The sequence below is a fragment of the Pedobacter sp. GW460-11-11-14-TSB4 genome (genome assembly GCF_059423705.1).
Genome location: NZ_JBWKYI010000024.1, coordinates 1 through 12,667, shown reverse-complemented (window position 1 = coordinate 12,667; position 12,667 = coordinate 1). Strand labels below are relative to the sequence as shown.

Annotated in this window: 13 protein-coding genes; 3 read left to right on the top strand and 10 right to left on the bottom strand. The window is 40.2% G+C overall.

The window, feature by feature from the left end; all coding sequences use genetic code 11:
- Positions 1 to 154: 154 nt before the first annotated feature.
- From AC07YT_RS19370 to AC07YT_RS19360, 3 genes are all read left to right on the top strand, one after another.
- Positions 155 to 289: a hypothetical protein gene (locus tag AC07YT_RS19370; protein WP_494945480.1), complete on the top strand. Its 135-nt coding sequence runs from the start codon at positions 155 to 157 to the stop codon at positions 287 to 289.
- A gap of 588 nt (positions 290 to 877) precedes the next feature.
- Complete coding sequence (locus AC07YT_RS19365) at positions 878 to 1,270, top strand: hypothetical protein (RefSeq protein WP_145954190.1); 393 nt, start codon at positions 878 to 880, stop codon at positions 1,268 to 1,270.
- A 7-nt stretch (positions 1,271 to 1,277) separates the two neighbouring features.
- Complete coding sequence (locus AC07YT_RS19360) at positions 1,278 to 1,859, top strand: UCP032817 domain-containing protein (protein WP_145954189.1); 582 nt, start codon at positions 1,278 to 1,280, stop codon at positions 1,857 to 1,859.
- 42 nt (positions 1,860 to 1,901) lie between these two features.
- Here AC07YT_RS19360 and AC07YT_RS19355 read toward each other — a convergent pair whose 3' ends face one another.
- The 10 genes from AC07YT_RS19355 to AC07YT_RS19310 all read right to left on the bottom strand — a co-directional run bounded on the left by AC07YT_RS19355 (position 1,902) and on the right by AC07YT_RS19310 (position 12,178).
- Positions 1,902 to 2,603 carry a sulfite exporter TauE/SafE family protein gene (locus AC07YT_RS19355; RefSeq protein WP_086544901.1) on the bottom strand — a complete coding sequence of 234 codons (702 nt, stop codon included), beginning with the start codon at positions 2,601 to 2,603 and terminating at the stop codon, positions 1,902 to 1,904.
- Complete coding sequence (locus tag AC07YT_RS19350; protein WP_086544900.1) at positions 2,600 to 3,073, bottom strand: FixH family protein; 474 nt, start codon at positions 3,071 to 3,073, stop codon at positions 2,600 to 2,602. The genes AC07YT_RS19355 and AC07YT_RS19350 overlap by 4 nt, the downstream gene beginning before the upstream one ends.
- A 39-nt stretch (positions 3,074 to 3,112) precedes the next feature.
- On the bottom strand, positions 3,113 to 4,492 hold the full coding sequence (gene ccoG, locus AC07YT_RS19345; protein ID WP_086544899.1) for a cytochrome c oxidase accessory protein CcoG: 1,380 nt from the start codon (positions 4,490 to 4,492) through the stop codon (positions 3,113 to 3,115).
- The gene (locus AC07YT_RS19340; protein ID WP_494945479.1) at positions 4,476 to 5,444 is read right to left on the bottom strand and encodes a cbb3-type cytochrome c oxidase N-terminal domain-containing protein; all 969 of its coding nucleotides are present in this window, start codon (positions 5,442 to 5,444) and stop codon (positions 4,476 to 4,478) included. The genes ccoG and AC07YT_RS19340 overlap by 17 nt, the downstream gene beginning before the upstream one ends.
- Entirely contained in the window at positions 5,431 to 5,613 is a 183-nt protein-coding gene (locus tag AC07YT_RS19335) for a hypothetical protein (protein WP_086544898.1), read from the bottom strand. Before AC07YT_RS19335 ends, AC07YT_RS19340 begins: the two co-directional genes overlap by 14 nt.
- Positions 5,614 to 5,616: 3 nt before the next feature.
- On the bottom strand, positions 5,617 to 7,758 hold the full coding sequence (gene ccoN, locus AC07YT_RS19330; protein WP_086544897.1) for a cytochrome-c oxidase, cbb3-type subunit I: 2,142 nt from the start codon (positions 7,756 to 7,758) through the stop codon (positions 5,617 to 5,619).
- 73 nt (positions 7,759 to 7,831) lie between these two features.
- Positions 7,832 to 8,011 carry a cbb3-type cytochrome oxidase assembly protein CcoS gene (ccoS, locus tag AC07YT_RS19325; protein ID WP_086544896.1) on the bottom strand — a complete coding sequence of 60 codons (180 nt, stop codon included), beginning with the start codon at positions 8,009 to 8,011 and terminating at the stop codon, positions 7,832 to 7,834.
- Positions 8,008 to 10,392, bottom strand: coding sequence for a heavy metal translocating P-type ATPase (locus AC07YT_RS19320; RefSeq protein ID WP_086544895.1), 2,385 nt, complete (start codon positions 10,390 to 10,392; stop codon positions 8,008 to 8,010). Before AC07YT_RS19320 ends, ccoS begins: the two co-directional genes overlap by 4 nt.
- A gap of 11 nt (positions 10,393 to 10,403) precedes the next feature.
- A complete protein-coding gene (hemN, locus tag AC07YT_RS19315; protein ID WP_086544894.1) occupies positions 10,404 to 11,750 on the bottom strand; it encodes an oxygen-independent coproporphyrinogen III oxidase in 1,347 nt (448 codons plus the stop codon).
- The gene (locus AC07YT_RS19310) at positions 11,750 to 12,178 is read right to left on the bottom strand and encodes a Rossmann-fold NAD(P)-binding domain-containing protein (RefSeq protein WP_086544893.1); all 429 of its coding nucleotides are present in this window, start codon (positions 12,176 to 12,178) and stop codon (positions 11,750 to 11,752) included. The genes hemN and AC07YT_RS19310 overlap by 1 nt, the downstream gene beginning before the upstream one ends.
- Positions 12,179 to 12,667: the final 489 nt, after the last annotated feature.

Below are 12,667 nucleotides of genomic sequence, written 5' to 3'. Positions count from 1 at the left end.
ATAAGAATCACTTACACTTATATATCTAAGAAAATGTGCATTGAATGAGGCCAAAGCTTATTTCGAATTTAATTTGAAACCGATGACATTGAAGATATCTATTGATATAAAAATACAATAGTTTTTTAACAGCCAAAACTCTTGTCCAAATAACTTGGATAGAGAAATCAATGGTATGATTGAAGCCTTGGAATTATTTAATATTAAGGAAGGGATTATAGTCACTATTTCACAAAAAGATCAATTCCAAAAGAATGGAAAGATCATTAATGTAATTCCCGCCCATTAATACTTATTGAAATAGCACTAATCGACTCAGAGTGTTATATTTTCAGTAAATACGCTTCAAAATCGAGAAAATACCACTAAGGTATCTTTATGGACGCCTTCCTCCCGCTAAATGGTACTAAGTCCTTACAAAACCAGCAAATCGTATGATTACGGGCCTTTTTTTTTGCTTTTGGAATCCTAAAAAAGGTTGACCAAATCTTAGCAAAATGGTCAATAATATTTAAAAAAAATGCAACGTTCACCCCGGAGTTACAGTGAAAGTTTCAAACGATTAATTGTAGAGGAATAAGAGAACAGTCATTTGAATAAAGACCAGTTGCAATTTAAATACGATATCCGCGGGAATCAGTGTATTTAGAATTGGTTGTGAAAAAAAGACCCAGGGCTTGCCTTTAAGAAAATTAGCCTGCACAAAAGTCGTCTGGAGTGAACCAAACTATCTTAAACATATTTTTCCTTATCTTCACCATATTTACAGCTACTAATGTGTTTTATGACGAAAGATGAAATGGTTTTACACCAAAAATCGCACGATTATGGCGGGTATTCCTGTATGGCATCTTTGCTACTGTTTACATTTTTTGTCATGATAATCATTTCCTATTTTTCGGACGAGAATGGGGCCTTGCATATTGCGCTTTACGCCATGGGGGTGCTCCTATTGGTATTATTGGGCATAAGACTAATCGCTTATAAGTCTAAACATGAAGCAAAAAACATGCGGTTAAAGGTATCTGAAGAGGGGCTCCAATATTATAAGCATGTCACCTTGATCGAATGGAGATCAATAACAGATATTCAGATTATTAACCGGGAGCTCTCAGTTTCTATTGGTACATCGCCAGCGTTAGACTTTAAACTGAATTTATTGGATACAGATCTGGGGTACGATTTTGACGACTTCTGCCAGTTACTGAATAAGTATTACTACCCCAAAAGTATCTATACCTATGAAACCTGGTCTTCCTGCGGCTGTTAAATAAATCATGATGAAACCTATATTCACCACTGTAGTACCGGATGAGGAACATCAAAATTATACACAAAATCCACTGTGGCAACGACTTGATGCTTATTCGCCGGATAATGATGATTTCGCGATCCCATTCTCCAGGAAACTGGCGGTTACCGAAGGCTGGACAAGGCGGTTTACCTTATTGGCAATTGAAGAATATAAGCGTTTTGTGTACCTCTGCTGCATATTACGCAACGGGGCATCACCTTCTGTTGTGGTAGATAAGGTATGGCACATGCACTTGCTTTATACGGTGGAATATTGGAAAAAATTTTGCCCTTTGGTTTTGGAGCGGGAATTACACCATTACCCAAATGTAGGCGGTATAGTGGAATATAATAAACATCAGGATTGGTACCTGGAAACACTGAAACTTTATATCTTGATTTTTAAAGAAAATCCACCTCCCGATTTTTGGCGGATACCTGCGGACATTTCCCCCTACCTATTGCCTCAACCTAAAGATAAAAGGACTTATCATACGATGTTGATGTCGAAGAAACAGATATTAACGAAAATTACCAGCGTACTGCGTAAATTCCGCTTAACCTAATGTTTTGTTTATTGTAGTCTTTTAGGTTTTATTAGGATTATTTTATCTGCAGTCTATGGCATGGCCATAGGCACTGGTAGTCTTAGGAGATATAAAAGGGATACCCAAATCGGCCGACCGCAATATAAGTAAGGCACCCATAAAAAACATAAACCAGGGGATAAGTTTGTTGGTATTAAAGTGAATGTATTTCTTCAGAAAAATTCCTCCAAGAGAAATCATGAGCATAAGTGGTACGGTACCCAAACCAAAAAGAAACATAAAAGTAGCACCAGATTTAATGCTACCCGTATTTAAAGCAGTTGCAAGTGCCAGATACACCATTCCGCATGGGATGATGCCATTCAGCATCCCCGCAAACAGCGCCCAACATGGCATGCCGAATACTTTACCCATAAGCCTGGCAAGTGGTTGTAATAGCTTTAACTGTATTTTTGAAAACCTACAGGTGTATGCCTGACTGAACTGAAGGGCAGTGAATAGGATAAGTACAAAACCGATTAACAAACTCAGTGTTTTCTGATCGCTAAATATGCGGATACTGTTTCCTAAGATGCCTACTAAAAGCCCTAAAATGGTATATATCGCAATGCGGCCAAATTGATAGAGCAAAAGCTGAAACCCGCTTCGAAAGAAATTCTGTTTCGCGAATGGCATACCCAACATAATCGGACCGCACATTACAGCGCAGTGCAGGCTTCCGAAAAGGCCCATCAAAAATGCCAGTGGCAAAAAATTGGTCATAGCGTGATGTTGTCTTTAAACAGATAATCTTTGCCTGAAGCGCGCCATTGAAGGTTTAAAAACCACATTCCTCTGGCCATTTTAGTTTTATCGACCAGAATGAGATTCGCCGTTCCCGAGGTGTTTCCTTTTAGTTTAACATCATCATCACTATTAACAGGGCGCATTAAAATGAGGTGGTAAGTAGCACTATCTTTAATTTCGATAATAATCTGAGTTGCTGTAACGGTAATTTTGGGTCTGGCATTATCCTCTATAACACGCTGTTTGGCATCGTATTCTGAATTATAATGGATACCCTTTTCATAGTAATTTTCTTCGATCAGGGCGTCACGTCCGTGTATATGAAACATATAAACCACCATACACACAATAAACATCATGAATGTAAGCATACCCAATACTATTTTTGTTCCCCAGTTCATATCTCTTTTTTTAATTTTGAATGCATGAATTTTGAATGACTTCATGTTAACGGCAATTCCACATGCCAATCATCTCTCATTCAATCACTCCATTCCTTCCGGCTGCGCGAAAAAACTTGTATTTGCCGTACTTAAAACTTCGCCATTTACCACAATTTCAAAAACCGCATCGGTTTTATATTTTTTGATGGATTTATTCTTTCTGATTAAAAAGAATGTGAGATGTGCTGAACCTTCTTTTGGCAAAACATCAGCTTTTTGGATAAAATTAATTTCGTCTCCCTTATCTTTCGATCTGAAAGTAAATTTTACAGCCTTATTGGTTTTGTTAATCAACTCTGCATTATACAAATTACTCGTTCTGTCTGTTCCCCTGCTCTGGTATAAGGTGCCACTTGCTCTTAAAACGGTAGTCTGGATATCTTCTCTTTTATAAATCAATGAAGAAAAAACCATCATTACAACAAACAGTACCGCAGCATAACCGTATGATTTTAAGCCAATTTTATAAGGTTTACGCGCATTAATAAAATCCTGATTAAAAAAACCAATCAGATTTTTGGGTTTGTTGAGTTTAAGCATCACCTCGTTACACGAATCGATACAGGCGGTACAGTTTACACATTCAAGCTGTGTACCTTCACGGATATCGATACCTGTGGGGCAAACCTGTACGCAAAGCCCACAATCAACACAATCACCCATGTTTAAAGCCAACTCCTGTTTCTGCATACGACCACGCGGTTCTCCCCGGGTAAAATCGTAGGCAACAACCAAACTCTGATTGTCTAACAGCACGCCTTGCAGCCTTCCATACGGACAGATTACCGTACACACCACTTCGCGCACATAGGTAAAAACGCCATAGAATATAAATGTAAACAGCCAGATGGATACGAAGCCAGAAATATGGTCTGATACCGGCTCCGTTATAATTTTAAGGAGTACATCCGAACTGATCATGTATGCCAAAAAGGTATTCGCAATGGCAAAAGAAATCACCAGAAAAATAAAATGTTTACTTCCTTTTTTGAATATTTTCTCTGCATTCCAATCGGCCTGGTCTAGTTTTTTTTGTTTATTGGCATCGCCTTCAATCCAATATTCAATCCTGCGGAATACCATTTCCATAAAGATCGTTTGCGGGCAAGCCCATCCGCACCATAACCTGCCCAACACGACTGTAAAACACACGATGAACATGATGAAAATCAGCATGGCAAGGGCGAAAAGATAAAAGTCCTGCGGGGTAAAGATTAATCCGAAGAATACAAATTTTCGCTCAATAAAATTAAGCAGTACCAACTGCTCGCCGTTAAGTTTTAAAAACGGACAGGAGAATAAAAACAACAGCAACACATAACTTACCCATTTCCGGTAAGTATACAACCTGCCCGATGGTTTTTTAGGATAGATAAAATTTCTGCCCTTGCCTTTATTTTCTTTTTTATTTTTTAATAACATCGGCTTTGTTCACACTGTCTTTCGGCGCTTTCATTTCATTGTCTTTTAAATCTTTTGCTTCGTATTTCTCGCCTTGAGGCGCTTTGGCTCCTGCAGGGTTTGTTCCTTTTAGCGATAGGATAAAATTGGTAACGGCACTGATCTGTTTTGGGTTCAGGTTTTTCTCCCAGCTAATCATTCCTTTCTCAGGAACCCCATATTTTATGGTTTTGAATACATTGTTTACACCGCCTCCATGCAACCAATACTCATCAGTTAAATTCGGCCCGATGAGGCCCTGGCCTTTATCGCCATGACAAACCACACAATTGGTATTAAAAATAGTTTTACCGTCTTCCAATACAGTTGCTGTATTATCAAACTTTACTGAGTTTTCATCAATAGTATTGGCCGATTTTTCGAGATAAGCCGCTTTCTCTACCTGCGCTTTGGCCATTTCGTTTTCATATTCTTTGTCCTGCAAATCTCCATATCCACCGATGTGGTAATAAAAAAGATAAGCTGCTGCGAAAATCATGGTCCCGTAGAAAAGAAAGTTAAACCATGCGGGAACAGGATTATTCAGTTCTTTAATACCATCGTAAGCATGATCAATTACCAGATCCTTTTCTTCTTCAATGGGCCTTAAACTTAAAATTTTGGTCCAGATGGAAGGTTTAACCGGTTGTTGTTTTAACCAGGTATCGTAATCTAAGACTGGTTCTTTTATCGGTTCGGTGTATGGTGTAGGATTTAACTGTTCCTGATACATGACCTTAAATGCATTTAGCAGCGTTACAGAAACGAAAAGCAGCACAATTGCGAAAACCAGGAGGATGATAATCAGTATTTCCGACTGGTTTAACCCCAACCCTGCCTGAGCAGGTGTTATGGTTTCTGCAGTTTTCTCATCCGCAGCAAGGGCAGTAACTGATATGAACAGGAACAATAACAATAGTTTAATCTTCTTCATGTGCATTAGGTTGGTTATCTTGAATAGGAAGCTGGCTCATCACTTCGATATGTTTTTTATTTAGTTTGAGCAGGTAAATACCCACAATTACAAAAAACACCATGAACATGAGCAATGAGGTGATGAGGTACAGTTCACCACCGGCTAAATCTTTGATCTGGTTGAACATCTTTTATTGATTTGAAGGAATGTTTTCTTTATTAGCTTTGATATCAGTACCCAAACGTTGCAGGTAAGCAATAATGGCGACTATTTCTCTGTCGCTTTTAACCTTGATGTTGTTTTGTTTTAGCTCGAGTGCAATCTTTTCGGCCTGAACTTTTAAATCATCATTAGCACGTTTATCATAGCCTTCCGGATAAGGAACGCCCAACGTTTGCATGGCCCTGATCTTGCTGGCTGTGGTTGTGATATCCAGTTTCTGTTCGATGAGCCATGGGTATGGAGGCATAATGCTTCCTGGTGACATGGATGCAGGATCGACCAGGTGATTGTAATGCCAGGCATCTGAATATTTTCCCCCTATGCGGTGAAGATCCGGGCCTGTTCTTTTACTTCCCCATAAAAATGGGTGATCATAAACAAACTCTCCGGCTTTGCTATATTCGCCATATCGCTCAGTTTCTGAACGGAAAGGCCTTACCGTTTGCGAATGGCAGTTTACACAGCCTTCTCTGATGTATAAATCTCTGCCCTGAAGCTCTAGCGCCGAATATGATTTTACGCTGGCAATGGTGGGCACGTTAGATTGAATCGTAAAAGTAGGCATCATTTCAACCATGCCCCCAATGAGGATAATAATCAACGATAACACCATAAATTTCATCGGTTTGCGTTCCAAAACCCTGTGCCAGGCTTTATCAGCTGGAGAAGTTTCAACAATGATTTTGGTTAAAGGCATGGCCTCGGCCGGTTCGTTGGCCAGCAGTTTAGCTCTTAACATGGTTTTCGCCAAGTTATAAGTCATGGCAATTACCCCTATTAAATATAGTGCCCCGCCGATTGAACGTAAAACATGCATTGGTATAATCTGTAGTGTCGTGGCTAAGAAATTCGGATACTTTAATAAACCCTCGGGCGTAAATTCTTTCCACATCAAACCCTGGGTAAAACCAGCCCAATACATGGGTACAGCATAAAAAAGTATACCTAAAGTGCCTATCCAGAAATGGAAACCCGCTAATTTTTTAGAGTATAATTCTGTTTTGTAAATACGCGGGATTAACCAATACAGTACACCGAATGTTAAAAATCCGTTCCAACCCAAAGCGCCAACATGCACGTGCGCCACAATCCAGTCGGTAAAGTGGGCTACACCGTTTATCTGTTTTAAGGATAATAACGGGCCTTCGAAAGTGGCCATGCCATAAGCGGTAAGGGCAACCACCATAAATTTTAAGGTTACATCTTCTCTTACCTTATCCCAGGCACCACGCAAGGTTAATAAACCATTAATCATACCGCCCCAGCTTGGGGCAATCAGCATGATCGAAAAGGCAACACCTAATGACTGTGCCCATCCAGGTAGTGAAGTGTATAATAAATGATGAGGGCCTGCCCAGATGTAAATAAAAATGAGCGACCAAAAATGCAGGATACTTAACTTATAGGAGTAAACGGGTCTTCCGGCCATCTTTGGCAAGAAATAATACATCATGCCCAGATAAGGCGTAGTTAGAAAAAATGCCACCGCGTTATGTCCATACCACCATTGTACCAGTGCATCCTGAACACCAGCATACACATAATAGCTTTTCATAAAAGAAATGGGCAACTCGAAAGAGTTTACAATATGCAATACCGCAATGGTAACGAAAGTGGCAATGTAAAACCAGATGGCCACATATAAATGGCGTTCTCTTCTTTTAAAAATCGTTCCAAACATGTTTACCCCAAAAACTACCCATATAATGGTGATAGCAATATCAATCGGCCATTCGAGTTCAGCATATTCATGTGAGGTGGTAAAGCCCAGCGGAAGTGTGATTACCGCGGATAAAATAATGAGCTGCCAGCCCCAAAAGTGGATTTTGCTTAGCGCATCGCTAAACATCCGTGCTTTTAACAAACGCTGAAGGGAATAATAAACGCCCATAAAAATAGCATTGCCCACAAAGGCGAAGATGACAGCATTGGTGTGCAGCGGCCTGATCCGGCCAAATGTGGTATACTGACTGCCCATGTTCATTGCAGGTTTAAACAGTTGCATTGCAACAAGCAAACCAACTGTCATCCCTATAATTCCCCACACCAGGGTGGCAATACCAAAGTTCCGGACAATCTTGTTATCGTAAGTAAATTTTTCTAACTGCATAATAGAAGCTGAATTTTTGTATGTTTTGTACACCAAAGGTATTTGGCAGTGGGCTGACAAAGTATGATAGCAATTAGCTGGAAAAGTGATCTTCTTCACTTTTTTCGGCTTCAATCTCATCATCGAAGAGCATACGGATACCTGGGGTATGTACATCATCGTTCTGACCAGTTTTGTAGGCCCAAAAGAACGCAGCAAGAAAAATGAGTGCCATTAAAACGCTGCAGCCCACTAAAAAGTAAAGGATGCTCATATCAATTTATTTTTGCGGGCAAACCATCGGGTTGCCAGGGTGGTAAAGGAGATAATGGTAACCGTACTAATCGGCATCAGCACTGCGGCCACCAAAGGATAAAGGGTTCCCTGCACGGCAAAATAAATACCAATGCAGTTATACGCAATGGCTATAGCGAAACTTGTTTTAATGATCTTCAGCCCGTCCTTACTTAACTGGATAAAGTCAGGCAGAAAATTTAGGGCATCACCTTTCAAAATGGCATCGCAGCCGGGCGTAAAATTATTGATGTTATCGGTTATCGCGATTCCAAAATTACTTTGTTTTAAGGCACCGGCATCGTTTAAGCCATCACCCAGCATCATTACTTTATTTCCTTGCTGTTGAAGTTGTAGAACGGCATCCAGTTTTTGATGCGGGCTCTGACGGAACCTGATACTTGTATTTTTTGTAAAAATGGTATCTAGCATCCACCGGTCTTTATCGGTATCACCAGATAAAACCTTTAACTTAAATTTCGAAAGTTTTAAAATCAATCCAGCCAAACCTGAACGCCACAGCTGTTTGATGTCAAAACATCCTTTATAAACATGGTCGATCACCACATGCACTCCACTTTCACTTGCAGACTCTACCGCAATCGGTAACATAGACAGGTGCCCGGCATAAATACTGTGGTTGTTTATTAAGGCGGTCAAACCTTTTCCAACCACCTCTTTATAATCGCTGAGCGAATAAAACCGGTCAACATTTAAGGCTTTTAAAATATGCCGGCTTAGGGGATGGATAGAGTTTCGCAGCAATGAGGCTACCATACTTTTTTCCTCGCCTGTTAGAGATCCGTTGAAACCAATTTCGGCATTTTCGTTACTCGTTAGCGTACCTGTTTTATCGAAAATAAGGGTATCACATTTGGCAAGTTCTTCAACTGCATCTGTATTTTTTACATAAAATCCCTTTTTATCAAAAACCGATAAAATGGCAGATAAGGTAAATGGGGTACTTAAAGCCAGTACGCATGGACAGGCCACAATAATCACTGCTGTAAATGCCGACCATGCTTTGTGGCTATCGTTTTGGAACAACCAATATGTGGTAGCTGTAAATGCGGTCAGGAAAACACCCAGGCTGAAGTATTTCGCTACAGTATCGTTAAAATTCTGTTTTTCGGTATTGTTTTTATAATTATCGTTGTTCCATAAACCAGTTAAATAACTCTGTGAAACAGGTTTGATTACCTCGAGTTCTATGGCCTCACAGGTTTGTCTGCCCCCTGCATAAATGATCTCACCCAAAACTTTGTGTACGGGTTCCGATTCGCCTGTAACAAAACTCATGTCCATCCAGGCCTCACCTTTCATCAGAATGGCATCAGCCGGAACCAGTTCGCCGTTCCTGATCCATAACCTGTCGCCAATCTTGATTTCGTTTATCGATACCGGCTTTTCTTTGCCATTTAACAAGCTAGTTACTGCAATTGGAAAGTAGGAGCGGTAATCACGATCAAATGAAATGTGATGATAGGTGCGCTGTTTGAGCCATTTCCCCATTAAAAGCAAAAATACCAACCCAGTTAGGGTATCGGCAAAACCAGGACCTGTGCTTAAAACAACCTCAAAAGCTGTGCGTAGGAAAAGTACTGCAATAATCAACGCTAAAGGGGTATCGAGATTAATATGCCTGTGTTTAAGACTTGTGATGGCCGAGGTAAAATAATCGCGGCCACAATAAAATGCCGCAGGAATAGAGAAAGCAAGGTTTAGCCAGCCAAACAGCGATTGAAACTGCCTCTCAAAACCAGATAAACCAAAATATTCCGGAAAACTGAAGAGCATTACATTGCCCATTAAAAATCCGGCAACGGCTATTTTTAATACCAAAGCTTTATCTACCGAACTGCTGTGTTCCTTTACTACATCCTGCAGACTGATTAAAGGTTCATAACCAATCTGGTTTAAAGTTTCTACGAGCTGCCTCAAAGAGATTTCGGTGTGATTGAAACTTATGGTAACCTGTTTTTTAAGAAAATCGATCCTTGAGCTAAATATAGCGGAGTTGATTTTATAGAGGTGTTCTAACAACCAGATACACGAACTGCAGTGGATGGCCGGGATATAGAGGGTAATAATACTCGAACGCTCCTGTTTATAATCCAGCAGCTGCTCAATAATTTTAGGTTCGTCGAGGTATTCTAAATGACTTTCATTTTTAAATTGCCTGCCCGGGTTGTTATTGTACACATAATAATTGCATAAATTATTGTCAGAAAGGATCTTGAAAACAGCCATACATCCGGCACAGCAAAAATCTTTATCTGCTGTATGGTATTTTACCTTGGGCAGATCTTCGCCACAATGGTAGCAAAGGGCCTGTGTTGCGGTTTTATTTTGATCTTCCATTATTGCCTTACTTAAATTGATGAACTGAACAACTGGGTTTTGGGCTGTTTAAGCCATAGCTTCTCGTCGAAAGCCATACACACGTTTCTTAAAAACGATCGCCCTTTGGTGGTAATCCTGATTTCTTTTTCGGTTACCCAGATCAGTTTATCGCGTAATAAGGGCAACAACCTGTCATAAACAAGTTCGGGGATACCTTCTTTGTACACGGTATTTTCCTTACACATGATATTAAGGATATGTTTTCTTATTTCAAGATCTTCCGCTGTAAGGAAATGTCCTTTTTCTACCGGTAGTACACCTTGTTCAATTTTATCAAGATAATCTTCTACCTTTTTCGGGTTTTGTGCAAAAGCCGTCCAGCTATCGCTGATGGAGGACACCCCAAGGCCAATCAATAAATGGGTATGGCTGTTAGTGTAACCCATAAAATTGCGGTGCAGTTTCTGTTCGGTCATTGCCTTAAACAAAGAATCGCTTTTCAGTGCAAAATGATCCATGCCTACGTCTTTATAACCCGCTTCATCGAGCAAGTGCCTGCCCAACTGGTAGAGCGCAAATTTTTCGTCGCCCAGAGGAAGATCTTCTTCGGTATAATGTCTTTGGCCGGGTTTTAACCAGGGCACATGAGCATAACTGTAAAAAGCAATCCGATCGGGTTGCATAGCAATAACCTCTTGCATGGTATCTGATAAGCCTGAGATGGTTTGCCCCGGAAGACCGTAGATCAGGTCAAAATTAACGGAGCGATAACCAATTTCCCTGGCTTTTATGGTAACCTGTGCAACCTCTTCAGGCGTTTGAAACCGGTTAATTAAAAACTGAACTTTAGGATCAAAATCCTGTATACCCAGGCTTAACCTTTTAAAGCCGAGTTTGAATAAGGTTTCAAGATGTTCGGGAGTAGTATTTGCAGGATGCGCTTCGAAAGAAAATTCTATATCCAGAGCCAATGCTGAGTTTAGGGTAATTCCGCTAATGAGTATTTCGAGGTTGGTCGGACTAAAAAAAGTAGGTGTTCCGCCGCCAAGGTGTAGCTCTTTTAATTTGGGCTTGCAACCTAAGGCTTTAACATACATTTCCCACTCGGCAAGTACGGCCATGATGTAGGGCAGCTCTACTGAATGGTTTTTAGTAATGCGCGTATTGCAGCCACAATAGGTACATAAACTTTCGCAAAACGGCAGATGGATGTATAAACTTATTCCTTCTTCCTGATGTATTGCATAGGTTTTTGCTACGGTTGTTAACCAGTTTTGCTTATTAAAACTTTCATTATCCCAGTAGGGAACAGTTGGATAACTGGTATACCTGGGGGCCGCAACATTATATTTTTTAAGCAATGCCGAAGTTTCCATTATTTTAGCATTTTAAGGGTAGAACATTCGTTTTGGCAGCAACATGCCTTACCTACACATTTGCCTGCAGCCCATTGATCGAGGTTTTTAATGACCTGCTCCATGCGGAGTTTAGCTTCTGCATCTCCAGCGGCCAGGGGAACATTTGCTACCTTTAAACCGGCCGAACCGGCGGCTTTTAAATCAAGATGATCGGTTTCGGATGATGAAGTGGCTATATATTTTATGCCCAAAGCTTTTAGGCCTGTAATCATGGCTTCACTCAGCTCATCATTATTAAAGACCAATAAGGCCTCTTTTCCTGCTGCAAATGAAAGTGTATCGGCGGTTAAACTGTTGGCAATTATGGTAATGTCGTGTTTTTTATAATTGGCCAGTACCAACCATTCCTTTTCATCGGGTTTGATGTTATAAGCTATAGCTTTCATATACAGAGTTTATCTACACAAAACTATAGTGGAAGTAAGCGGCAACAGATGAGGATGCTTAGAGAAAAAAATGATTTTTGTTACATTTCTGAATTTGGAGTTGGGCGTCTGGGATCGATTAACTGATTGATTAGTCCACAGTCTGAAGTCTTTAGTCCATAGTCGATTAATCCATGAACAACCTGGCTATCAACTACCAGTTTTCAGTTCTCAGTTTGCAATTAACAATTAACCGATTAAACCTTGGGTTCGGAGCTTGGGCTTGTGCGTTTGGAGTCGACTAATTTATCAACTACCAGTTAACGGTTCTCAGTTTGCAATTTACAGTTAAACAATTAACCGATTAACCCCTGGGCAATCAACCATTTATCAACAACCTGACTATCAAATACCAGTTAACAGTTCTCAGTTTGCAATTTACAGTTAACCAATTTAAACTATTAACCCCTGGGCAATCAACCATTTATCAACAACCTGACTATCAAATAC